Here is a 23134-nt window from a genome sequence, read left to right on the forward strand (position 1 = left end):
GTGATGCCGGGTGATAATACGGAGATGCAGGTGGAGTTGATCAACCCGATCGCGATGGATGAGGGGTTACGGTTCGCCATTCGTGAGGGTGGCCGCACTGTCGGCGCCGGCCGCGTCATCAAAATCACCAAATAGCCAGAAACACGAGGCACACCGATGGCTTCTGACAAACGCCCGCCGATCACGCTCGCATGTGAGAGCTGCAAGCGGCGCAACTACGTCACTACCAAGAGCAAGACCAACACCAGGGAGCGGCTCGAGCTCAAGAAGTACTGTCGCTGGTGTCGCACCCATACGGCGCACCGCGAGACCCGCTGACTTCTCCCGGCGCCGCGACCTCTGTCGGACGGCGCCGACCGAGCTCCCGGCGACGTACATGAGGCGAGCGACCGCTTCAGATTACGCTCCTTGTCAGTGACGTTGGAGCAGCTCGAGGGCGCGGCTTACGGTCCGGTGACCGTCAGGCTCACGGCCGACCGTATCGCTGCCTATGTCGCTGCGACCACCGACGACGCCGACCGCTGGGTCACGCATGCCCCACCGTCGATCGCCGGTGCGCTCCTGTTCGCCGTGGCGCCCGACTTCCTGTGGTCGGAAGACGTCGGGTCACTGTCGACCGTGCTCGTCCACACGGACCAGTCGTTCCAGTGGCATGGCCCGCTGCCCGTCGACGCAGAGGTTGCGGTGGCGGCCGCGGTGAGCCGGGTGCGCGTCCGCGGCCCGATGAACTTCGTCACGTTCGAGGCGACGATGGCCACGAACGGCCGGACCGTGGTCGACTCGACATCCAACTTCCTCATGGGCGCAGATGTGGCAGGCGACCCGCCCGCCGAGAGCGAGGAGCCGCCGGTTCGCCTGTGCGGGATCGTGGAACGTCCTCGGATCGGCTCGACCGATCGCCTCGCCAAGTCGGCCAGCCGTGTCGACCTCGTCCGGTATGCCGCCGCATCCGGCGACTTCAACCCGGTTCACTACGACCACGACGCCGCCCGAGCTGCGGGGCTCCCGGGCGTAGTGGTCCACGGGCTCCTGACGATGGCTTGGGCGTCGCAGATCGCTGCATCTGCAAGTCCCCGATCCGATCCGCTCGTGGAGATGCGTGCCCGATTTCGCGCCGCGCTGCTCCCCGGTGCCCAGGCCGTCGTCGAGGGGGCGAGGGCCGAGGACGGTCACCTGGCGGTGTCGGTTGGTGCCGGCGACGCCCGGGCCGTGGTGTGCCGCGTCGTCACGAGGGACGGGTAACACGGTGAGTCTCGGAGGAGTCCAACGAGACGACGAGCTGATCGTCTCCGCACAGGCCGGAGACGAGGCAGCATTCACGGAGCTGGTACGGAGGCACCAGAGTGAGGTGTACACGCTGGCGCTGCGTCTCACGTCAGATCGCGAGCTCGCAGCAGACGTCGCCCAGGACGCCCTCGTCAGGGCGTGGCGCGCCCTCCCGCGGTTCAGGGGAGACGCCCAGTTCTCGACGTGGCTGTACCGGATCGTCGTCAACGTCGCATGGACGCACCGCAAACGCGCCGCTCGCCACCGAGCCGATCCGCTCGACCCGGATCAGGCGCTCGAGGCAGACGCCGTCTCCCCCGAGGCGGCGGGCGACGCAGCCGACCTCCGACCCAAGTTGCTGCTGGCACTCGGGCAGCTCTCTCCCGAGGTCAGGGCGGTCGTCGTCATGAAGGACGTCTACGACTGGCCGCACGGCGACATCGCATCTCATCTCGGTATCTCGGTCGCAGCCGCCAAGGTGCGCCTCCACCGGGGGCGCAAGCGTCTCAGGGTGATCCTCGACTCGGAGGGTGCCGGGCCATGACGTCGTTTCGATGCGCCGCGGTGCGAATCGCCGGACCGACGGGGGTGCCGCGCCTTCTCGGACGCCATGCGGCAACCTGCCTGGCCTGCCAGGCCGAGGTCGCCCGCAACAAGCGGGTGGCACGGGAGCTCAGCGGCTTGCGGGCCCAGATCGTCGATCCGCCGTTCGATCTGGCGGCGCGGGTCGGCGAGGCCATTGGTCTCGAGCCCCTCCCCTGGGGGGCGAGGCAGCCGCGAGTCGGCACCGCGGGGCGGATCATCGCCGCCTCGGCCGTGGGGGCCACCGCAGGTGTGCTCGCGGTGGCGGCGTTGCGGCGCCGCAGCGCCGCCTGACGGAGTCCATACCCCTGTCGAGGTTTTACACTGTCAGATGCCGGCTCATATACTTGTCTGTCGGGACAGCCCTGGTTCCGGAGGGGTGTAGCTCTAATTGGTCAGAGCGCCGGTCTCCAAAACCGGAGGTTGTGGGTTCGAGTCCCGCCACCCCTGCCACGTCGGAAGGATGAGGTCGCGTGAATCGCGAGATGCGTCGTTTGGCGCAGAAGGAAGAAGAGAGGGCCCGAAAGCGGCGCCAGGAGGGCACGCGCACCAAGCGCGAGCGAACCCCCTTTCGCCAATTCGTGCGTGAGGTTCGCCAGGAGTTGAAGCGCGTCGCCTGGCCGACGAGGCAGGAGACGGTCACGTTCTCGCTCGTCGTTCTCATCGTTACCGGCTTCGTCACGGCCCTCACGTTCGGCCTCGACTTCGCCTTCAAGGAGAGCGTGCTCAGGTTCTTGGAGTCCGTGTGACCACGATCGACGATCCGGGCACCGACGATGGCGACGAGAGTGCCGACCTCGTGGGAGGCGGCGCGGTGATCGACGTCGAAGAGCGCGAGCCGGCACCACCGGAGGAGAACGGTGACGCCCCAGAGCCGGACGTGCCCCGGGGTGAGGACACTCCGCCGACCGACGAGCCGGCAGAGCCGGCCGAGTCATCGGCCGAGCCCGTCCCTCCGGAGCCATTGAGCCCGTACGACCTGCCGGGCGCCTGGTACGTCGTCCACTCCTACTCCGGCTACGAGAACAAGGTCAAGGCGAACCTCGAGACACGCATCAAGTCGATGCACCTCGAGGACAAGGTGTTCGACGTCGTCATCCCGATGGAAGAGGTCGTCGAGTTCAAGAACGGCCGCAAGGTGAACGTCCTGCGCAAGAAGTTCCCCGGATACATCCTCTGCCGGCTCTACCTCGACGACGACTCGTGGTACGCCGTGCGCAACACCCCGGGCGTGACAGGGTTCGTCGGCTCGGCCTCGAAGCCGACGCCGCTCTCCAGGCGTGAGGTCGAGCGGATCCTCGGGGTCAAGCGCGGCGAGGAAGCCGAGAAGAAGGAGCCCCGCTTCAAGCCTGCCTGGGAGGTCGGCGAGACCGTCCGGGTCGTCGAAGGGCCGTTCGCCGACTTCAACGGCGTCATCGAGGACATCAACGTCGATCAGTCGAAGGTCAGGGTGCTGGTGGACATCTTCGGGCGCGAGACGCCGGTCGAGCTGAACTTCGACCAGATCCTGAAATACTGAGAGAGGCACTGCAATGGGTCGCAAGAGGCTGATGACCGTCCTCAAGCTGCAGATCCCGGCCGGCCAGGCGAGTCCGGCTCCGCCCGTTGGCCCGGCGCTCGGCCAGCACGGCGTCAACATCATGGACTTCGTGAAGTCGTACAACGAAGCCACCGCATCGCAGATCGGCACGATCGTTCCTGTCGAGATCTCGATCTACGAGGACAGGTCGTTCACGTTCGTGACGAAGACTCCGCCCGCCGCCGTCATGCTGCGACAGGCCGCTCGAGTGGAGAAGGGCTCAGCCGAGCCGCAGAAGGAGAAGGTCGGATCTGTCAGCAGGAAGCAGGTTCGGGAGATCGCCGAGACGAAGATGGTCGACCTCAACGCCAACGACATCGAGGCGGCCATGAAGGTCATCGAGGGGACGGCCAGATCGATGGGGATCACGGTCAACGGCTGATCCGTCACCGACAGACAGACATGTGGAAGGCCGCCGAGTGCGGCCGCGAGACCACGAGGAGCCACCAAATGGCACAAGCGAAGAACTCCGCCGTCGCCGCCCGCACCATCGACAAAGAGAATCTCTACGGTCCGCGTGAGGCGACCGAGCTCGTGAAGTCCGTGGCGTTCGCCAAGTTCGACGAGAGCGTGGACGCCGTGTTCCAGCTCGGGATCGACGCCAGGCAGGCAGATCAGATCGTCCGCGGGACGGTCAGCCTGCCCCACGGGACGGGCAAGTCGATACGGGTCCTGGTTTTCGCCGAGGGCGAGAAGGCCAAGGAGGCCGAAGAGGCGGGGGCCGACATCGTCGGCGGAGCCGAGCTGGCCGAAGCGATCTCGGGCGGCAGAGCGCTCGACTTCGATCTCGCCATCGCCACGCCGGACCTCATGCCGTCCGTCGGGAAGCTCGGCTCCGTGCTGGGGCCGAGGGGCCTGATGCCGAATCCGAAGAGCGGTACCGTGACCCAGGATGTGGGCAAGACCGTCGGTGAGTTCAAGGCCGGCAGGGTCGAATACCGCAACGACCGTTACGGCAACGTCCACGTGCCGATCGGCCGCGTCTCCTTCGAGGCTGCCCAACTCCTCGAGAACTTCGGGGCGGTCGCCGACGAGCTCATGAGGAACAGACCGGCCGCAGCCAAGGGCAGGTACATGCGCAAGGTGGCGGTGGCTTCGACGATGGGTCCCGGCGTCAAGATCGATCCGACGCAGGTGGAGGACCTCGTCAAGTCGCTCAGGTGAGGCGTCGCCGCACCCAGCAGCCGAGCCTGAGGAGCCTCGGGAGGGGTGTCGGAGTCACACGATCTCTCTGATGTCGCGCTCGAGCGCCGCCGGGTCGCGCGGCGCTCGCATCGTGTGGAAGACGTCCACCACCTCGCCGGCATTCGTGTCGATGCGGGCCCGGGTGATGCCGAGGTCGTGCCGGGCGAGTGCCTGGGCGAGGTCGTGGAGCAAGCCGAGCCGGTCGGCGCATCGCACCTCGACGAGGGCCCCCTGGGGGCGACGCTCCAGTCGGACGCCGGTGGCGATCCCCCCGGCGACCTTGGCCCGATAGGCGTGACGCTTCTCGGCGAGGTGCGGCTCGATGTCGCGCCCCGTCACGATCGTGTGCACGAGGTCATCGGCCGCGCCTTGCAGCCTGGCGGAGGCCGGCGCCGCTCTGGTGAGCTCCTCGACGACCTCGAACGTGTCGATGACGACACCGTCGCGCCTCGTGAGCACCCTGGCATCGATCACGGAGAGGCCGTGGACTGCCAGCACGCCCGCCGCGGTGGCGAGGAGCGCCGGGCGGTCTTTCGTGCACAGGACGACCTGGCCGGTCGCCTCGCGAGTTGCCGTCGTCACCCGGGCCTCCCCGTCCATCGGCGGCGGGGTCACGGCCAGGGTCTGCGCCGCCAGAGCCTGCGGGTCGTACTCGGCGAGGGCGCTCGCCGGGAGCATGCGGAGGTGAGCGAGGACGTCGCCGAGCGGCGCCCCGCTCCGTGCGACGACACCGGCGAGCTGATCCGCCGACCGGCGCGCTGGGCTCAAGCCGCGCAGCGCAGCCTGCACCGCAGCGTGGGCGCGTCTCAACAGGCTGGCCTTCCATGCGCTCCATGTGTCCGAACCGGTCGCCCGCGAGTCGGCGACCGTGAGCACGTACAGCATGTCGAGCACGCGCTGGTCCCCGATCGCATCCACCGCCTCTGCGATCACCTGCTCGTCGCTCAGATCGAAGCGAGTGGCCAGATCCGGCAGGAGGAGATGGTGGCGCACCAGCGTCGCGAGTGTGTCCGTTCCGTCCTGGCCGAGTCCGAGTCGCTCTCCGAGGCCGGACATCATGGCGGCGCCCGCCTCGGAGTGATCGCCCGGTGTCCCCTTCCCGACGTCGTGGACGAGCGCAGCCAGCCCGAGGAGCTCCCGCTCGTGCTCGTCGAGGGCCGCAACCGGGTGGCCCGGCTCGCCGAGGACCGATGCCAGCTCGTCGACCGTTCTGACGAGGTGGTCGAACACCGGGTGGGCGTGAAAGGCGACGGCGTGCGGCATGTCCAGCACGGCCGCCAGCTCCGGCATCGACCTGGAGAGCCACCCTGCCTCGACGAGCTGCCCGAAGACGACCCGCGGCCAGCCGGGCTGCAGGAGCCAGACGACTGCTCGCCTCATTCCGGTGCTCGGCGTGAGCGGGGCATCGACCGGTCGCAGCTCGCCGTGCGACATCGGACGGCCTGCCATCGCGGCGTGCAGGGCGGAGGCGGCAACCGGATCGGACGTGATCGGAGTGCTGTGGGGCTTGGGCGACGCCGCGGGACGCCGCAGCCGGTCGGGGAAGCGCTCGGTGAGGAGCGACTCGACGGACCTGCGGGCGTGCACCACTGCTTCGCCGACGGCGGCGACGCTCAGGTCGAGCCACTCGGCCACTCCGGCGCGCACGTCGAAGTCGTAGCGATCGTGGGCCCGGCCGGTGACGGCGTGGAGCGCGTTGCGCACCTCGAGGAGCACACGCCACGCTTCGGTCTCCTCGTCCTCTCGCTCGTCGGGGGTCTCGCCGCGCGTCCGCCGGGCGATGCGGTCCCACTCGAGGATCTGGAGGGCTCGGATCCCGCCCCTTCCGGTCTTCACGTCGCATGCCATGAGGAGGTACGGCTCGGAGGCGCGCCGTCGCTCCTCCTCTCCGACCCAGCCGTTGCGGATGCGATCGGACCGCCGACGGACGAGACGAGCCATGCCGCTGTCGAGCTCGCCGAGCAGGTCGGGGTCTCCTGCGACGAGTCGGGTGGTGAGCAGCGACGAAAGGGTCTCCGGGCTCGACCTCGCCAACTCGAGAGCCTGCTTGGGCGTCCTGACCGCGTGGCCGACCCGCAACCCTGCGTCCCAGAGCGGACCGAAGACTCTCCTGGCGTCTGCCGCCCTGAAGCCCCTGCTGTGGAGGATCATGAGGTCGACGTCCGAGCCGAGGCAGAGCGTCCTCGCCCCATACCCGCCCGTGGCGACCACCGCCACCCGCTCGAGCGCAGCATCGAGCGCGATCTGGCGTACTGCGACGTCGAGAAGTCCGACGAGGCGGTCGCTCAGCTGGCGGGGTGCGACGGCCTTCGGGTGGCGTCGCATGGCGAGGAAGTCGTCGAGCATGTCAGATACATTCTCGGCGGTTTCGTCCCGCCCGGTCCGGCGGCCTACAGGGCGTCTGTGCCCCTCTCACCGGTACGGATTCGCAGCACGTCCTCCAGCGGGAGCACTGCGACCTTGCCGTCTCCGATCTCACCGGTGCGGGCGGCTTCCTCGATGGCGTCGACCGCCCGGGCCGCATCCTCGGAGCCGACGAGGACCTCGATGCGGATCTTCGGCACGAAGTCGACCTGGTACTCGGCGCCGCGGTACAGCTCAGTCTGGCCGGACTGGCGACCGAACCCGCGCACCTCGGAGACGGTCATGCCGTCGACGCCGATCCCCTTGAGGGCAGACTTCACGTCCTCGAGCTTGAAGGGCTTGATGTAGGCGATGATGAGCTTCACGATCGTTCTACCTCACTCGTTCGTGTAGGCGCGCTCTTCGTGCAGCCTGATGTCCAGGCCTTCGATCTCGGCATCCTCGTCTGCTCGGAGCCCGATGGTGGCGTCGATGACCTTGGCGATGGCGTAGGTCGCCACGAAGCTGAAGGTCAGAATCGCCACGACACCGACGAGCTGCTTCAGGAAGAGGCCGCCGCCCCCGTAGAGGAGGCCTTCCTCCAGCAGCCCGGGGTTCACCGCGATCGAAGCGAACACGCCGGTGGCCAGGGATCCGACGATGCCGCCCACCATGTGGATGCCGACCACGTCGAGCGAGTCGTCGTACCCGTAGCGCTCCTTGAGGTTGACGGCCCAAAAGCACATCCCGCCTGCCGCCAGGCCGATGATCATGCTCGGGAGGACGTCGACGAAGCCGGCCGCCGGCGTGATGGCGACGAGTCCGGCGACCGCTCCGGAGGCAGCCCCGAGCACGGTCGGTTTCCCGGATTTACGCCACTCGGCGATCATCCAGCCGAGCAAGCCGAACGACGCTCCGATCTGCGTCATCACCAGGGCGCTCACCGCGATCTCGTCGGCGGCGAGAGCACTCCCTGCGTTGAATCCGAACCAGCCGAACCACAGGATGCCGGCGCCGACGAGGGTCAGGGGGAGTGAGTGGGGCCGCATCGCCTCCGTCCCGAATCCGCGTCTCGGCCCGAGCACCAGCACGAGCGCCAGAGCGGCGACGCCGGCGTTGATGTGGATGACGAGGCCGCCGGCGAAGTCTCTGGCGCCCCACTCGAAGAGCCATCCGGATCCGAATCCCCAATGCGCCGCGATCGGGTACACGATGAGAGCCCAGGCCGCTGCGAAGGCGATCCAAGCCGAGAACTTCATCCTCCCTGCGACGGCTCCGGAGATGAGGGCCGGCGTGATGATGGCGAACATCATCTGGAAGGCGAAGAAGAGCAACTCATCGCTCTCGACCGAGTTCAGGAACGGCTTGCCGAAGCGCCCGATGATGTTCCCGTACGTCCCGTCGAAGGCGATCGAGTATCCGATGGCGGTCCAGACGGCGGTGACGATGCCGATCGTGACGAAGTTCATCATCAGCATGTTGAGGACGTTCTTGGCGCGGACCATGCCGCCGTAGAACAGCGCGAGCCCCGGCGTCATGAACAGCACGAGCGCCGCGGCGACCAGTACGAAGGCGACGTCTCCAGGTTCCATGGTCCCTCGCTCCCTCGACCTGTGGACTGTCCGACCGCGATGGTGAGGGGCGTTTGTTACAGGCGAGTTTCCTCTGTGTGAACACCGCGTGGCCTGGCCCGAGGGTGCGCACGCACCAGCCGAGAACGGGAGGCGGTCGTCGCCCGACATGGGTCTTCCGACCCGATTTCCACTGGACATCGCTGCGCGATTCGACCAAACTCGCGCTCAACGAGAACACGGGGTGTCCTGGACCGGTGGCAGGGACGATCCACCACCGTTCCGAGGGCGGCAATCGGCCACTCGGGCTCTCATGGCCAGCCCCTACCCTGGTCGGCCTGAGTGGGAACGTGTAGATGGCTTCCTGGCCCGCCGTCTGCCCGAATCCTCAGAGCGAACCGCCTTCCCGGGCCAGGACACCCAGTTCTCGCTCTCGAGCGCCCGGCTGACGGGCGCTCTCTTTCGCCTCTGCGGGACATGCGGGGCGTGCAGGCGCGAATTGACCTACTGCGAGTGCCTCCTTACGATTCCGAGCCAACTCGACAGGCCACAGACCGCCGGTGCCCTCGGCATAACGTTCTCGACGGAACTCCGGCGCAGGTCGCACCTTCCTCGAAGGGCTCCCTGCGTGCTCGTGGCCGGAGCCCCGATTCGTTTCGGGGCACATCGGGACCACACGACAGAGGAGGAGTGATGCCCCGACCAGAGAAGGTTGCGGCAGTCAGCGAGATCAAGGAGCGCCTCGAGAACGCTCGCGCCGTCTTCCTCGCCGAGTACGCCGGTCTCTCCGTCAAGGATCAGCAGGCCCTGCGGCGTGGCCTGCGGGAGCGGGGCGCCGAGTTCCGGGTCGTGAAGATGACGCTCGCCAAGCGGGCGGCGGCCGAGCTCGAGCTCACCGAGCTGGACGAGCTGCTGCTCGGCCCCACAGGACTCGCCTTCGCGGACGAGGATGCGGTCAGCACTGCCAAGGCGCTCAGGGACTTCGCCAGAGACCACGAGGTGTTCCGGATCAAGGGCGGCCTGCTCGGCAGGGACTACCTGACGCCGGAGCGCATCTCCGAGCTGGCGACGATCGACCCCCGCGAGGTTCTCCTCGCCAGGCTCGCAGGCGGCCTCCAGGCACCGCTCGCCAAGACGGCGGGTTTGCTGGCGGCGATGCCGCGCAACCTCGCCTCGATGCTGTCGCAGCTGATCGAGAAGCTGCCTGCCGCTCCCGGCGATGCCGACGCCCCGCCGGCCGACACCGCCATCGAGACCGCCGAGCCGCTCGACGACGCCGACGCACCCCAGGCACCCCCGGACGATTCGGCGGTGACGGATCCGGCGGACGACGCGGCAGAGCCTCCGGAGCCAGCCGAACCGGCCGACGAAGCCGAGACGGCCGCCACTGCAGACGAGTCACTCGACGAGACACCCGAGGCAGCAGCCGAGGCTGACGAACCAACCGATGACACGGCCTCCGAGGCCGAGGAGGAATGACGATGGCGAAGATGAAGACCGAGGACCTCCTGGGAGCGATCGAGGAGATGACCGTCCTCGAGCTCTCCGAGTTTCTCAAGGCGTTCGAAGAGCGCTTCGACGTGACGGCGGCCGCCCCCGTCGTGGTAGCCGCGGCACCCACCGGCGATGCCGCAGGGGCGGCTGCCGAGGAGGAGCAGGACGAGTTCGACGTTGTCCTCACCGCCGCCGGTGCTCAGAAGATCCAGGTGATCAAGGTCGTCCGCGAGCTGACCAGCCTCGGACTGAAGGAGGCCAAGGCAGTCGTCGACGAGGCACCCGGCAACGTGCTCTCCGCCGTCGACAAGGACGCAGCCGAAGCCGCCAAGGCGAAGCTCGAGGAAGCAGGCGCATCCGTCGAGCTGAGGTGACGGGTCAGGCGTAGCGGGCGACGACGGCGTCGTTGAACGTCGGCCAATGCTCCATCGCCCACGGGCCGAACTCCGTGTCGGTGAGGGCGGTGCACGCCAGCCCGGCGGCCGGGTCCACCCACAGGAAGGAGCCGGTCCCGCCGAAGTGCCCGAACGTCTCCCATGCATTGGTGAGGCCGGTCCAGTGCGGCGCCTTGTCGTGCTTCAGCTCGAACGTCAAGCCCCACGGGCAGGGGCTGTACCGGCCGAGCTCCGGCACGACGCCGTCGAGGTCCGGGAAGTGGGCCTCGGTCGCCATGCGCATCGTCTCGCCCGACACGAGGGTGGGGGCGAGGAGCTCGCGTCCGAACGTGAGAAGGTCCGTGATCGAACCGTGCATCGAGCCGGCGGGGGAGCCCCTGAGCGAGGTCGCCTCCAGCTCGAGCGGCTCGATCACCCCGAGCCGGAGGTACTCGCCGAATGCGATCCCCGTCGCCGCCGCCAGGTGTTCGGCGAACCGCTCGATCCCGGTGTTCGAGTAGATCCGGCGCGTCGCCGGGGGTGCGAGCACCACGTCGCCGTCGAACGCCAGCCCGGAAGCATGAGCGAGCAGGTGCCGGACGGTCGACCCTGGAGGCCCCGCCTCGTCGTCGAGGGTGATCGAGAGCTCTTCCATGGCGATCAGCGCGCACATCCCGACGAACAGCTTCGAAACCGACGCGATCCGCGGCGCCCAGTCGACGGCCCCCATCGTCCACAGCGTGCCGTCCGCGTTCGTCACCCCGGCCGCCACACGGTCCACGGGCCAGCGAGCGGCCAACTCCTCGAGCGAAGTCACCCCACGAACGTAACAGCACTCCTATCGCCGCCCAGGCGGCCGCAGTGGATCGCCTCGAGCGACGGGCGTGGGGTTCATGAAGGTCGAGCGCGTCGCACTCGACGGTCGTGCGGTGCGGGGGGCGGCAGCCTGGAGCCGAGTCGGCCGAGGGCGCCGCAACGTCTGGCGACGCCGATGCTCGGCGACAAGGTGAAACGGGTTCATGAAGGTCGAGCGCGTCGCGCTCGACGGTTCGCTCTGATCGCGGGGAAGCGGCAGCCTGGAGCCGAGTCGGCCCAGGGCGCCGGCTGGTCCGGCAACGCCGATGCTCGGCGACAAAGCAAACAGAGCCGAGTCGGCCCCGGCCGCCGGTGGATCACCTCGAGCGACGGCGACGGGGTTCACGAAGGTCGAGCGCCTCGCGCTCGACGGTTCGGTCTGGTCGTGGGGAAGCGGCAGCACGGAGCCGAGTCGGCCCAAGGCGCCGGTTGGTCCGGCGACGCCGATGCTCGGCGACAAAGCAAACAGAGCAAATACAGACCCTTGACACCCGCTGGATCGTCGCGGTATCGTCACGACGCCAGTTGAAGATGCGTTTTCGCGACTCTCGCTTTGCGGAGCCGGGATAGCAATGTGCTATCCTGGCATTTGCTCGTTCTCGCCCGATTGACGACCCACCCACCACAAGCATCCCAGCCACTGATCGACGCCGCGCTCCCAAGTGTCGTCAGGACGTGCGTCTCATAGGAGGAAACCCTTGGCCCGTGCGCGCACCGATCGCCTGTCGTTCGCCAAGATCCCGGAAGTCCAGCCGCTTCCGAATCTTCTCGAGGTCCAGCACGAGTCCTTCTCGTGGTTCCTGGAGCACGGGCTGAAGCAGATCTTCGCCGAGGTCTCGCCGATCGAGGACTTCACAGGCAACCTGGCGCTCGAGCTCACGGAGCACCGCTTCGGCGACGAGACGATGTCGATCGAAGAGGCGAAGGACAGGGACGACAACTACTCCAAGCCGCTGTTCGTGACGGCCCGCTTCCTCAACCGCGAGACGGGCGAGATCAAGGAGCAGCAGGTGTTCCTCGGCGACTTCCCGATGATGACACCCAACGGCACATTCATCATCAACGGGACCGAGCGGGTCGTCGTCAGTCAGCTGGTGCGGTCGCCCGGCGTCTACTTCGACGTCGTCATCGACAAGACGTCTGACAAGGACCTCTACAGCGCCAAGGTGATCCCGGGCAGGGGCGCTTGGCTCGAGTTCGACATCGACAAGAAGGACACGGTCGGTGTCCGGGTCGACCGGAAGCGGCGTCAGTTCGTGACGACCTTCGTTCGCGCCCTCGGGCTGGCCGAGAGCGACGAGGAGATCCTGGCGCTCTTCGACGGGTCGGACCTCATCGCCGCCACGCTCGAGAAGGACACGACGGCGACGCGAGACGAGGCGCTCCTCGACCTCTACCGCAAGTTGAGGCCGGGCGAGCTGACGACCGTCGAATCGGCGCGGGCGCTCATCAACACCCTCTTCTACAACTCGAAGCGATACGACCTCACTCGGGTCGGCCGCTACAAGATCGACCAGAAGTTCGGCCGCAAGCCGGTCTACCTCGACGACTACTCGGCCGAGGAGCACGGCCTGCTCACCCACGACGACATGATGGCGACCATCACGTACCTCATGGCCCTCCACAAGGGCGAGGATGGTTACCGCACCGACGACATCGACAATTTCGCGAATCGGCGCGTCCGTACGGTCGGTGAGCTCATCCAGAACCAGATCCGGGTCGGCCTCAGCCGGCTCGAGCGGGTCGTTCGCGAGCGGATGACCACCCAGGATCCCGAGGCGATCACCCCGCAGAGCCTCATCAACATCAGGCCGGTCGTCGCCTCGATCAAGGAGTTCTTCGGGACGAGCCAGCTGAGCCAGTTCATGGACCAGCCGAACCCGCTCGCCGGACTCACCCACAGGCGGCGCCTCTCAGCGCTCGGCCCGGGCGGTCTGTCGCGTGAGCGCGCCGGGTTCGAGGTCCGCGACGTCCATCCGTCGCACTACGGTCGGATGTGTCCGATCGAGACGCCTGAGGGTCCGAACATCGGGCTCATCGGGTCGCTGGCCAGCTACGCCAAGGTCAACCGGTACGGGTTCATCGAGACCCCGTACCGCAGGGTCGTCAACGGCAAGGTGACGAAGACCGTCGACTACCTCACCGCCTCGGAGGAGGAATCGCACGTCATCGCCCAGGCGAATGCCCCTCTCAAGGAGGACGGCTCCTTCGTCAACGAGAGGGTGCTGGTTCGCAAGACCGGCGGCGACGTCGACTACGTCTCGCCGAAGGACGTCGACTACATGGACGTGTCACCGAAGCAGGTGGTCTCCGTGTCGACGTCACTCATCCCGTTCCTCGAGCACGACGACGCCAACCGGGCCCTCATGGGATCGAACATGCAGCGCCAGGCCGTGCCCCTGCTGCGAGCCGACGCTCCACTCGTCGGCACCGGTGTCGAGGGCAGAGCAGCCCAGGACTCCGGTGACGTCATCGTGAGCCCGGTCGACGGCGAAGCGGTCGAGGTGACCGGCGAGCAGATCGTCATCAAGGAGACGGGTGCCAACAAACGGCACACGTTCACGCTCCGCAAGTTCGAGCGGTCGAACCAGGGCACGTGCATCAACCAGAAGCCGATCATCGCGGAGGGCGACAAGATCAAGGTCGGCCAGGTCATCGCGGACGGGCCATCGACAGACATGGGTGAGCTGGCACTCGGTCGCAACCTCCTCGTGGCGTTCATGCCATGGGAAGGCCACAACTTCGAGGACGCCATCGTGCTCTCCGAGCGCGTCGTCAAGGAGGATCTGCTCACGTCGATCCACATCGAGGAGCATGAGATCGAGGCTCGTGACACGAAGCTCGGCGCCGAGGAGATCACCCGCGACATCCCGAACGTTGCCGAGGAGGTGCTCCGCGACCTCGACGACAGGGGGATCATCCGCATCGGCGCCGAGGTCGGTGCGGGCGACTACCTCGTCGGCAAGGTGACTCCGAAGGGTGAGACCGAGTTGACCCCCGAGGAGCGGCTCTTGCGCGCCATCTTCGGTGAGAAGGCCCGCGAGGTTCGAGACGTCTCGCTCAAGGTCCCCCACGGCGAGTCCGGGAAGGCCATCGCCGTGAAGGAGTTCAGCCGGGAGGACGGGTTCGACCTTCCGCCCGGCATGAACGAGCTCGTCCGCGTGTACGTGGCCCAGCAGCGCAAGATCTCCGAAGGCGACAAGCTCGCCGGACGCCATGGCAACAAGGGTGTCATCGCCAAGATCCTCCCCGAGGAGGACATGCCGTTTCTCGAAGATGGGACGCCCGTCGACATCATCCTGTCGCCGCTCGGCGTTCCGTCCCGGATGAACCTCGGACAGATCCTCGAGACCCACCTCGGGTGGGCGGCTGCTCAGGGGTGGTCCTCGTTCGGAGGAAGCAGCCCGGCGTCGGGAGGCGCCGGCCGCTGGCAGACCGTTGCGACCCCCGTGTTCGACGGGGCCCGGGAGGGTGAGATCCTGCAGCTCCTCGAGTCGGCGCTCCCGAACGAGGACGGCATGAAGCTCGTCGACTCGAACGGCAAGGCGAAGCTCTACGACGGCCGCTCCGGCGAACCGTTCGACTCTCCCATCACGATCGGGTTCATCTACATCTTGAAGCTGGTCCACCTCGTGGACGACAAGATCCACGCCAGGTCGACGGGTCCTTACTCGATGATCACCCAGCAGCCGCTCGGCGGGAAGGCCCAGTTCGGCGGGCAGCGCTTCGGCGAGATGGAGGTGTGGGCCCTCGAGGCCTACGGCGCGGCATACGCCCTTCAGGAGCTGCTCACCATCAAGTCGGACGATGTGCGCGGTCGCGTCAAGGTCTACGAGGCGATCGTCAAGGGAGAGAACATCCCTGAGCCGGGCATCCCCGAGTCGTTCAAGGTTCTCATCAAGGAGATGCAGAGCCTCTGCCTCAACGTCGAGATGCTGTCCGCCGGTGAGGAAGTCGAGCTCAAAGAGCTGGAGGAGGACGTCTTCAGGACGGCCGCCTCGCTCGGCATCGACATCTCCCGCCCGGAGCGGGCAGAGATGACTCCATGACGTCGCCGGGAATACGGATTTGTTGCGACCAGTGCTGATGATTTCGAGAGAGAGCTGAGAAGACGTGGCACAGCTGTTCGATGAACTGAGAATCGGTCTCGCCAGCGCCGACCAGATCAGGTCCTGGTCATACGGCGAGGTGAAGAAGCCGGAGACGATCAACTATCGGACCTTGAAGCCCGAGAAGGACGGCCTATTCGACGAGAGGATCTTCGGCCCGACGCGGGACTGGGAGTGCTACTGCGGGAAGTACAAGCGCGTTCGATTCCGTGGGATCGTGTGCGAGCGATGCGGCGTCGAGGTGACGCGCGCCAAGGTGCGTCGCGAGCGCATGGGCCACATCGAGCTCGCCGCCCCTGTGACCCACATCTGGTTCTTCAAGGGAGTACCGAGCCGCCTCGGCTACCTGCTAGACATGTCGCCGAAGGACCTCGAGAAGGTCATCTACTTCGCGGCGTACCTCATCACCCATGTCGACGACGACAAGCGCCAGTCTGACCTCGTCGAACTCGAAGAGGCCACCCGTCATGAGCTCGACCTGATCCAACAGGAGTTCGAGGAGTGGCGCGACGCCCGCCTCGAGCGCCTCGAGGAGGAGCTCAAGCAGATGGAGGAGGCAGGCGCCAAGGCCCAGGAGGTCTCGATGCGCCGCCGCGAGGTCGAGCGCGAGATCAAGGACCGCGAGGAGCGCGCCAACGTCGAGGGCGAGCTCCTCCAGGAGGCCTTCGACACCTTCAAGACGATGTCGCCCAAGCAGCTCATCGAGTCGGAGCAGCTGTGGCGTGAGATCGTCGACCGGTACGGCGACTACTACGTCGGCGGTATGGGTGCCGAAGCCATCAAGGACCTCATCAGCCGTCTCGATCTCGAAGAGGAGATCAACTCGCTCCGCGAGGACCTGTCGGCGAACTCGCAGCAGCGCCGCCAGCGGGCGATGAAGCGCCTCAAGGTCGTCACCCCCTTCTCGGAGGGAAAGAACAGCCCGGCGGACATGGTCCTCGAGGCGGTTCCGGTCATCCCGCCCGATCTGCGCCCCATGGTCCAGCTCGATGGTGGCCGATTCGCGACCTCCGATCTCAACGACCTGTACCGCAGGGTGATCAACCGCAACAACCGCCTGAAGCGGCTGCTCGATCTCGGCGCTCCTGAGATCATCGTGAACAACGAGAAGCGGATGCTCCAGGAGGCCGTCGACGCCCTGTTCGACAACGGCAGGCGGGGCCGAGCGGTGACGGGCCCCGGCAACCGCCCACTGAAGTCGCTGTCCGACATGCTGAAGGGCAAGCAGGGCCGGTTCCGCCAGAACCTGCTCGGCAAGCGAGTCGATTACTCGGGACGCTCCGTCATCGTCGTCGGTCCACAGCTCAGGCTGCACCAGTGCGGCCTGCCCAAGATCATGGCGCTCGAGCTCTTCAAGCCGTTCGTGATGAAGCGGCTCGTCGACCTCGACCTCGCTCAGAACATCAAGGCCGCCAAGCGGATGGTCGAGCGGCGCAGGCCGCAGGTGTGGGACGTGCTCGCCGAGGTCATCCAGGAGCACCCCGTGTTCCTCAACCGGGCGCCGACCCTCCACAGGCTCGGCATCCAGGCGTTCGAGCCGGTCCTCGTCGAGGGCAAGGCCATCCAGATCCACCCGCTCGTCTGCGAGGCCTTCAACGCCGACTTCGACGGCGATCAGATGGCAGTCCACCTGCCGCTCTCCGCGGAGGCGCAGGCCGAGGCGCGCATCCTGATGCTGTCGGCGAACAACGTGCTGTCGCCGGCGTCCGGCCTGCCGATCGTCACCCCCTCACAGGACATGGTGATCGGGATGTTCTACCTGTCGGAGGCGGTCGCCGACGGCAAGGGCGCCGGCAGGGCGTTCGCCAGCGTCGACGAGGCGATGATGGCGTACGACATCGGCGACATCGACGTCCACGCACCGGTCAAGCTGCGGGTCGGCGCACTGGCGGGCGACCCCGAGGTGCACGCTTTGCTGAAGCCCGCCCTCCACGACCTCATCACGGAGGAGCCGGTCGACGGCGAAGCGCTCACGGAGACCACGCTCGGCAGGGCCCTCGTCAACGGCGCCTTCCCCGAGAGCTTCCCGTACGTGAACAGCGCGGTGCTCAAGTCCGACATCAAGAAGCTCATCGAGGAGCTGATCCTCCACTACGACAAGCCGGACGTCGCCAACACGCTCGACGCCATCAAGGACCTCGGGTTCCACTTCGCGACGAGGGCCGGCCTCACGATCGGCCTCGAGGACGTGAAGACGCCCCCCGAGAAGAAGCAGATCCTCGACGTCTTCGAGGAGCGCGCTGCCAAGGTCGAGTCGCAGTACCAGAAGGGCATCATCACCGACGACGAGCGTCGCCAGGAGCTGATCGAGATCTGGACCGAGGCGACCGACGAGGTCAAGGAGGCGATGCAGGTCACGCTCGAGGCGGAGCAGTTCAACCCGATCGACATGATGGTGCGCTCCGGCGCCCGAGGGAACATGATGCAGCTCAGGCAGATCGCAGGTATGCGAGGCCTCGTTGCCAATCCGCGGGGCGACATCATCCCGCAGCCGATCAAGGCGAACTTCCGTGAAGGTCTGTCCGTGCTCGAGTACTTCATCTCGACGCACGGCGCCCGTAAGGGACTCGCCGACACGGCGCTGCGGACCGCCGACTCCGGCTATCTGACGAGGCGCCTCGTCGACGTCTCCCAGGAGATCATCATCCACGGCGAAGAGAGCGACGACGTCGGCCTCCTCATCCCCATCAGGGATCGGCAGGGCAACGCCATCCGCAACCTGCGCAACCGCGTGTTCGGCAGGGTGCTCGCCGAGGACGTCAAGGTCGGAAGGTCGCTGCTCGAGACGGCCGCCGGCCGCAAGCTCCGGGCAGGTGAGCTGCTCGACAGGGATGCCCTCGACGCACTGGTGGCCAACGCCGACGTCGCCGAGGTGCGGGTGCGATCGCCGCTCACCGACCAGTCGCGCTACGGCATCAGCCAGGCGTCGTACGGCCTGAGCTTGGCGACGGGGCGCATGGTGGAACCAGGCGAGGCCGTCGGCATCATGGCCGCCCAGTCGATCGGCGAGCCGGGTACCCAGCTCACGATGCGCACATTCCACACGGGCGGCGTCGCCGGTGATGACATCACCCACGGCCTGCCTCGCGTGCAGGAGCTGTTCGAGGCCCGCTCACCGAAGGGCAAGGCGATCCTCGCCGAGCACGGAGGTGCGGTGAACATCCTCGACGACGAGCAGGGCCGCAGGATCGTCGTCGCCGACAAGGACAAGGAGACCGAGTATCCGCTCCCGAGGCGGGCACGGCTCCGGGTCTCCGCGGGAGACGTCATCGAGCCCGGCACTCAGCTCACCGAGGGTCCTCTCGACCCGAAGGAGGTCCTGGAGGTCCAGGGCGTGCGCGCCTGCCAGCGCTACCTGGTCGATCAGGTACAAGAGGTGTACCGGAGCCAGGGTGTCGACATCCACGACAAGCACATCGAGCTCATCGTGCGTCAGATGCTCCGCAAGGTGCGCGTCGTCAGCTCGGGCGACTCGTCGTTCCTGCCGGCCGAGCTGGTCGATCAGCAGGAGTTCCGCGACGCCAACCGCGACCTGGTCGAGGGCGGAAAGACGCCTGCCGAAGGTCGTCCCGAGCTGATGGGTATCACGAAGGCGTCGCTGGCGACCGATTCGTGGCTGTCGGCGGCGTCGTTCCAGGAGACGACGCGGGTCCTCACCGAGGCCGCCCTCCAGTCGAAGTCCGACTTCATGCGGGGCCTCAAGGAGAACGTCATCATCGGCAAGCTCATCCCCGCAGGGACCGGAAGCGACGCCTACCAGACGATCCAACCGGCCCTGCCGGACGCCACCGTCGTGTCGGCTCTCGGCCTGTTCGGGGAGTCCCCGAGCGACGCCGAGGAGGCTCTCCCCTCGAACCCGGCCGAGTGGCTGGCGAGCCTGGGAACCCAGTCCGACGACGAGGAGTGACCATCACGCTGTGATGGTGAAGAGGCCCGCCAACGCGGGCCTCTTCTCGCCCGGACGCCCATCCGTTTACGGAACACGAACTCGGACATCGAGGGTGCGCCTCACGGCCGACCCTCGCACCCGGCCCAGACGAGCCACACCTCGTAATGGCCGGGATCGGCGCAGCTGTCCGTGCCGCCCCCTCCGACGAGGAGATCGTCTGCGCCGCCGCCATCCAGAGTGTCACCGCCTCCTCCTCCGTGGAGGTGGTCGCCGCCCTTGCCGCCCGACAGGACGTCGGCGTCTCGTCCGCCCATGATGTCGTCTCGCCCGGTCCTCCCTTCGAGCGTGCCCCTGCCCGTGCCGCCGATGAGGACGTCGTCGCCCCGTCCGCCCAGGAGTCGATCACGGCCGGTGCCGCCTCGGAGGACGTCTCTCCCCGCCCCGCCGCGAATGGTGTCTGAGCCCTTGCCGCCGCACATGACGTCGTCACCGGCCCTGCCGACGATGACGTCGTCGCCTCCCCGTCCGGCGATGACGTCGCGGCCGGGCGTACCGACGAGACGATCGTCACCGCTCGTTCCGACGATCGTGGGTCTGCGGCAGATCGGATCGCGATCCGTCAGTGCCTTGGCGACGTGGCGGCTGATCTTCTCGACGGCGAGGATGCCGGGGGACATCGAGGTCCAGCCGTACGTCAGGATCGTGACGGCGTAGCCCCGCCCGTCGGGGCTCATCACCACGCCGGACGAGTTGACCCGCCAGGCGCCGCTGCCGAGCGGATAGAACCCGTTCTTGAGCGCCACATCCCATCCGGAGGGCACGCCGCTCGAGATGCCCCAGTGTTGGGAAGGCTTGACGTTCGTCATCATGCTCCACATGACGTCGACGGCCCACGGCCGCAGCGGGCCGTCTTCATCGAGGAGCGTCTTTCGAGCAAGTCGCACCTGGTCGGCCGCGGTGGTGGGGGTCGCCCCCCACGGGTCGGTGGCGACGGTGGCTTCCATCCCGAAGAGGTCGTCGAGCTCCGCCATCCGCGTGCGGCCACCGATCCCGTTGCGCAAGGCGGTCGCCTCGGTGTTCGCCGAGTGGCGGATCATCGCCCGAGCGCGGATCTCCTCGAGGTCGGTGAGCCGCCGATCCTCCGCCTGGGCGTCGAGCAGGATCCCGGCGAGGATCTCGATCTTGTGGACGCTGGCCGTCGTGACCACGGCATGGGGATCGATGGAGTCGGTGCAGCCGGTCCCGATGTCGTACACATGCGCCGTGACGGTCTTCCCGGGGTACCGGGCGGCGATTGCGTCGCCGTACGCCTCGGAGAAGACGTCGGGGCACCCCGCCGGGTCGCCGCTCTCGATCGCCGGGGCCGCCACGGCGATGCAGGTGGCGACGAGAATGGCCGGGCGCCGCCTCATCTGATCGACTTGGCGTATCGGACCGCCTCGATCGCTTCGTCGTCGCGAACGTGCTCGAGCTTGCGCGTGCCGTCGGGCGTCCAGCCGTGCCGCTCGTAGAACGCCCGGCCGAGCTGGTTGTCGACGGCGACCCAGAGGACGGCGAGCTCGATTCCGCGGGCGCGCCACTCATCCTCGACCGCGGCCGTGAGGGCGCTCCCGACGCCGGTGCCCAACACGTCTTCGACCACGTACAGGGTCAGGAGCTCGACCGTGCCGTCGGCGAGGTCCTCGTCCCTGGCGGCACCCTGGGAGGCGAAGCCGACGATCTCACCGTCCGCTTCGGCGACCCACATCGACTCGCCCTGCTCGAGCGCCACCTCCCACTGGGCTGCCCGGCTCTCCTCGCTGAGCGAGTCGAGCACGTCGTCCGGCATGACACCGCGGTACGCCCATCGCCACGCCGCCACGTGGACGCGTCCTATCGCCGCTCCATCTCCCGCTTGGGCTCGGCGGACGATGACGCCCATGAGGCGAACCCTAGTGACACCGCAGGTCGCCTCAGGCCCGCACCTCCTGGCGCATGAAGGCCAGGTACGAGGCGGCGAAGAGCACAGTCGTCAACGCGATCAGCCCGGTGAGCTGGGGCCACACGAGCAGCAGGCTCTGTACGATCGACAGCTCGGACACGACCGCCCTGTCGAGTTGCTCGAACGTCACGACACCGAGCGTTCTCACCTGCGGATCGAGAAGGGCGGCGGTGGACTCGTCGAACAACGTGTTCGGCGAGATCCGGTTGAGGGCCTGCTCCATCTTGATGTTGTCGAGGACCTCGCCGGTGGTCGCACCCTCGGGGGATATGGCATCAGCGACGATGTTGGTGATGAGGCCGAAGAACAGCGTGAAGACGAGCCACGCCGCGATGGCGAACAGGGCGGCCGTCGACGCCTTCTTCGTCAGCACCGAACACAGGATGGCCAATGCCAGCCAGACGCCGACGTACACGATGGCGCCGACGAGCCACACCACCATCCTCGCCACCTCGCTGCCCGTGGGCACGATGCCGAGACGGACGATCCCGAACCCGGCCACGATGGCCAGGACGAAGATGAGGATCGCCGAGATGACCCCGAGGCCGGCGACGTACTTGCCGTTCACGACGTCGTCGCGGTAGATCGGCTGCGACACGAGTCGCGGCAGCGTCCCGTCGGCCCGCTCGCCGTTCACGGCGTCGAAGCCGAAGGCGATGCCGAGCAGCGGTCCGAGGAACGTCACGAACTGCACGAAGCTGAACGGGATCGGGTCGGCGGTGACAGTGAACAACTTGAGGAACAGCGCAGGCGAGCCCGAGGCGTCCGGGGCGATGTCCCGGATGGCGCTCGCAGCCGCGTACACCGCGGCGACGCCGGTGAGTCCGATGACGACCAAGAGGACTGCGAAACGGGCTGAGAGCAGGTGATCCGCCAACTCTTTCCGGGCGACGATCCGCCAGCCGGCCGGCGACCGGCGCGGTGGTGCCGGCCGGGGAGGCGCCTCAACGGGCCGTGCCGACATCGCTCACCTCCTTCGACTCGAAGTACCTGCGATACACCTCGTCGAGGTCGTCGCCGATGCGGCGCAGCTGCAGAACGGCGACGCCTGCGCCCGCCAGCGCAGACGCCACCTCGGCGCTGCGCTCTGCGGGTACCGAGAGACGCCAGCGCCCCAGCCCTGTCGACGTGATATCGCCCGCTCCGAGCGGCGCCAGCGCCTGCTCGACGGCCGGGCCGGCGGCTTCCGTCTCGAGCTCGAGAGTCGTCCTGCCTTCGCCGATGGCGGTCGCCAGTTCGTCCGGTCGGCCTTGGGCGACGATCGACCCATTGACGAAGATCGCCACCCTGTCGCACACCTGCTGCATCTGGTGGAGGAGATGGCTCGAGACGAGCACCGTGATCGACCTCTCGTCGGCGAGTGCCCTGATGAGGCGCTGGATCTGCGAGGCGCCCTCCGGATCGATGGCCGCCGTCGGCTCGTCGAGGATGACGATCGTCGGATCCTTCACGAGAGCGTCGGCGATCCCGAGCCGCTGCTTCATCCCGCGCGAGTACGTCCCAACCGCGCCGTCGGCGGCATCGGTCAGGCCCACTTCGTGGAGCAACCCGTCGATGCGGCTCTCGATCTCGCCCTTGGCGAGCCGGTTGAGCCGCGCCGTGTAGCGCAGGTTCTGTCGTCCGGTCAGGTCGTCGTAGAACCCGACGGCGTCTGGGAGATAGCCGACCGTGCTGCGAACGGTGAGCGCATCCCGCGCCGGGTCGACCCCTGCGACCCTGATCTTGCCGGCGGAGGACTCGGTCAACCCGAGCAGCATGAGGATCGTGGTCGTCTTGCCTGCACCGTTCGGCCCGAGCAGACCGAAGACCTCGCCGTACGGGATGGCGAGGTCGATGCCGTCGACGACGGCGCGTTCCTCGTAGCGCTTGGTCAGGCCCTTGGCCTGGATGGCCATGCGCGCCATCG

Annotated in this window: 21 protein-coding genes and 1 tRNA gene; 14 read left to right on the forward strand and 8 right to left on the reverse strand. The window is 67.4% G+C overall.

The window, feature by feature from the left end; translation table 11 throughout:
• The 10 genes from VGC47_12835 to rplA all read left to right on the forward strand — a co-directional run.
• The coding region (locus VGC47_12835; protein ID HEX9856192.1) for an elongation factor Tu at window positions 1-135 on the forward strand (135 nt) is incomplete at its 5' end.
• 21 nt (window positions 136-156) lie between these two features.
• Window positions 157-318, forward strand: a complete 162-nt coding sequence (rpmG, locus tag VGC47_12840) for a 50S ribosomal protein L33 (protein ID HEX9856193.1) — start codon at window positions 157-159, stop codon at window positions 316-318.
• 96 nt (window positions 319-414) lie between these two features.
• Complete coding sequence (locus VGC47_12845) at window positions 415-1242, forward strand: MaoC/PaaZ C-terminal domain-containing protein (protein ID HEX9856194.1); 828 nt, start codon at window positions 415-417, stop codon at window positions 1240-1242.
• A 4-nt stretch (window positions 1243-1246) separates the two neighbouring features.
• Window positions 1247-1810 (forward strand): RNA polymerase sigma factor, encoded by a 564-nt coding sequence (locus VGC47_12850; protein ID HEX9856195.1) that lies wholly within the window; start codon window positions 1247-1249, stop codon window positions 1808-1810.
• Window positions 1807-2142: a hypothetical protein gene (locus VGC47_12855; protein HEX9856196.1), complete on the forward strand. Its 336-nt coding sequence runs from the start codon at window positions 1807-1809 to the stop codon at window positions 2140-2142. The genes VGC47_12850 and VGC47_12855 overlap by 4 nt, the downstream gene beginning before the upstream one ends.
• A gap of 81 nt (window positions 2143-2223) precedes the next feature.
• Window positions 2224-2301 (forward strand) — tRNA-Trp (locus VGC47_12860).
• A gap of 20 nt (window positions 2302-2321) precedes the next feature.
• Window positions 2322-2597: a preprotein translocase subunit SecE gene (gene secE, locus VGC47_12865; GenBank protein HEX9856197.1), complete on the forward strand. Its 276-nt coding sequence runs from the start codon at window positions 2322-2324 to the stop codon at window positions 2595-2597.
• Window positions 2594-3367 carry a transcription termination/antitermination protein NusG gene (gene nusG, locus VGC47_12870; GenBank protein ID HEX9856198.1) on the forward strand — a complete coding sequence of 258 codons (774 nt, stop codon included), beginning with the start codon at window positions 2594-2596 and terminating at the stop codon, window positions 3365-3367. Before secE ends, nusG begins: the two co-directional genes overlap by 4 nt.
• Before the next feature lie 13 nt (window positions 3368-3380).
• Entirely contained in the window at window positions 3381-3809 is a 429-nt protein-coding gene (gene rplK / locus VGC47_12875) for a 50S ribosomal protein L11 (GenBank protein HEX9856199.1), read from the forward strand.
• 68 nt (window positions 3810-3877) lie between these two features.
• On the forward strand, window positions 3878-4591 hold the full coding sequence (gene rplA, locus VGC47_12880) for a 50S ribosomal protein L1 (protein HEX9856200.1): 714 nt from the start codon (window positions 3878-3880) through the stop codon (window positions 4589-4591).
• 54 nt (window positions 4592-4645) lie between these two features.
• On the opposite strand, the gene VGC47_12885 is transcribed toward rplA, so the two are convergent.
• From VGC47_12885 to VGC47_12895, 3 genes are read right to left on the reverse strand one after another with little or no spacing between them, the layout of a single operon-like run.
• Window positions 4646-6958, reverse strand: coding sequence for an HD domain-containing protein (locus tag VGC47_12885; protein ID HEX9856201.1), 2313 nt, complete (start codon window positions 6956-6958; stop codon window positions 4646-4648).
• 44 nt (window positions 6959-7002) lie between these two features.
• The gene (locus tag VGC47_12890) at window positions 7003-7341 is read right to left on the reverse strand and encodes a P-II family nitrogen regulator (GenBank protein HEX9856202.1); all 339 of its coding nucleotides are present in this window, start codon (window positions 7339-7341) and stop codon (window positions 7003-7005) included.
• A gap of 12 nt (window positions 7342-7353) precedes the next feature.
• A complete protein-coding gene (locus tag VGC47_12895; protein HEX9856203.1) occupies window positions 7354-8547 on the reverse strand; it encodes an ammonium transporter in 1194 nt (397 codons plus the stop codon).
• A gap of 672 nt (window positions 8548-9219) precedes the next feature.
• On the opposite strand from VGC47_12895, the gene rplJ reads away from it, so the two are divergent.
• Both rplJ and rplL read left to right on the forward strand, forming a co-directional pair.
• Entirely contained in the window at window positions 9220-10005 is a 786-nt protein-coding gene (gene rplJ, locus VGC47_12900) for a 50S ribosomal protein L10 (protein HEX9856204.1), read from the forward strand.
• A gap of 2 nt (window positions 10006-10007) precedes the next feature.
• The gene (gene rplL, locus VGC47_12905; protein HEX9856205.1) at window positions 10008-10394 is read left to right on the forward strand and encodes a 50S ribosomal protein L7/L12; all 387 of its coding nucleotides are present in this window, start codon (window positions 10008-10010) and stop codon (window positions 10392-10394) included.
• Between the two features lie 4 nt (window positions 10395-10398).
• Here the strand turns inward: rplL and VGC47_12910 are convergent, their stop codons facing one another.
• Window positions 10399-11211 carry a serine hydrolase domain-containing protein gene (locus VGC47_12910; GenBank protein HEX9856206.1) on the reverse strand — a complete coding sequence of 271 codons (813 nt, stop codon included), beginning with the start codon at window positions 11209-11211 and terminating at the stop codon, window positions 10399-10401.
• Window positions 11212-11947: 736 nt separating this feature from the next.
• On the opposite strand from VGC47_12910, the gene VGC47_12915 reads away from it, so the two are divergent.
• On the forward strand, window positions 11948-15298 hold the full coding sequence (locus tag VGC47_12915) for a DNA-directed RNA polymerase subunit beta (GenBank protein HEX9856207.1): 3351 nt from the start codon (window positions 11948-11950) through the stop codon (window positions 15296-15298).
• Between the two features lie 64 nt (window positions 15299-15362).
• Window positions 15363-19265, forward strand: a complete 3903-nt coding sequence (locus VGC47_12920) for a DNA-directed RNA polymerase subunit beta' (GenBank protein ID HEX9856208.1) — start codon at window positions 15363-15365, stop codon at window positions 19263-19265.
• Window positions 19266-19366: 101 nt separating this feature from the next.
• Here the strand turns inward: VGC47_12920 and VGC47_12925 are convergent, their stop codons facing one another.
• From VGC47_12925 to VGC47_12940, 4 genes are read right to left on the reverse strand one after another with little or no spacing between them, the layout of a single operon-like run.
• The gene (locus VGC47_12925) at window positions 19367-20659 is read right to left on the reverse strand and encodes a serine hydrolase (GenBank protein ID HEX9856209.1); all 1293 of its coding nucleotides are present in this window, start codon (window positions 20657-20659) and stop codon (window positions 19367-19369) included.
• Window positions 20656-21168: a GNAT family N-acetyltransferase gene (locus VGC47_12930; protein HEX9856210.1), complete on the reverse strand. Its 513-nt coding sequence runs from the start codon at window positions 21166-21168 to the stop codon at window positions 20656-20658. The genes VGC47_12925 and VGC47_12930 overlap by 4 nt, the downstream gene beginning before the upstream one ends.
• A 31-nt stretch (window positions 21169-21199) precedes the next feature.
• Window positions 21200-22192, reverse strand: a complete 993-nt coding sequence (locus VGC47_12935) for an ABC transporter permease (GenBank protein ID HEX9856211.1) — start codon at window positions 22190-22192, stop codon at window positions 21200-21202.
• The gene (locus VGC47_12940; GenBank protein ID HEX9856212.1) at window positions 22173-23132 is read right to left on the reverse strand and encodes an ABC transporter ATP-binding protein; all 960 of its coding nucleotides are present in this window, start codon (window positions 23130-23132) and stop codon (window positions 22173-22175) included. The genes VGC47_12935 and VGC47_12940 overlap by 20 nt, the downstream gene beginning before the upstream one ends.
• Window positions 23133-23134: the final 2 nt, after the last annotated feature.

It is taken from the genome of Acidimicrobiia bacterium (assembly GCA_036396535.1).
Classification (GTDB): domain Bacteria; phylum Actinomycetota; class Acidimicrobiia; order Spongiisociales; family UBA5794; genus DASWKR01.

Excerpts from the sequence above, each read along its gene's own strand:
- rpmG (HEX9856193.1), top strand. The coding sequence starts at position 157 with ATGGCTTCTGACAAACGCCCGCCGATCACGCTCGCATGTGAGAGCTGC.
- VGC47_12855 (HEX9856196.1), top strand. The coding sequence starts at position 1,807 with ATGACGTCGTTTCGATGCGCCGCGGTGCGAATCGCCGGACCGACGGGG.
- rplK (HEX9856199.1), top strand. The coding sequence starts at position 3,381 with ATGGGTCGCAAGAGGCTGATGACCGTCCTCAAGCTGCAGATCCCGGCC.
- rplA (HEX9856200.1), top strand. The coding sequence starts at position 3,878 with ATGGCACAAGCGAAGAACTCCGCCGTCGCCGCCCGCACCATCGACAAA.
- VGC47_12885 (HEX9856201.1), bottom strand. The coding sequence starts at position 6,958 with ATGCTCGACGACTTCCTCGCCATGCGACGCCACCCGAAGGCCGTCGCA.
- VGC47_12895 (HEX9856203.1), bottom strand. The coding sequence starts at position 8,547 with ATGGAACCTGGAGACGTCGCCTTCGTACTGGTCGCCGCGGCGCTCGTG.
- rplJ (HEX9856204.1), top strand. The coding sequence starts at position 9,220 with ATGCCCCGACCAGAGAAGGTTGCGGCAGTCAGCGAGATCAAGGAGCGC.
- rplL (HEX9856205.1), top strand. The coding sequence starts at position 10,008 with ATGGCGAAGATGAAGACCGAGGACCTCCTGGGAGCGATCGAGGAGATG.
- VGC47_12925 (HEX9856209.1), bottom strand. The coding sequence starts at position 20,659 with ATGAGGCGGCGCCCGGCCATTCTCGTCGCCACCTGCATCGCCGTGGCG.
- VGC47_12930 (HEX9856210.1), bottom strand. The coding sequence starts at position 21,168 with ATGGGCGTCATCGTCCGCCGAGCCCAAGCGGGAGATGGAGCGGCGATA.
- VGC47_12935 (HEX9856211.1), bottom strand. The coding sequence starts at position 22,192 with ATGTCGGCACGGCCCGTTGAGGCGCCTCCCCGGCCGGCACCACCGCGC.
- VGC47_12940 (HEX9856212.1), bottom strand. The coding sequence starts at position 23,132 with ATGGCGCGCATGGCCATCCAGGCCAAGGGCCTGACCAAGCGCTACGAG.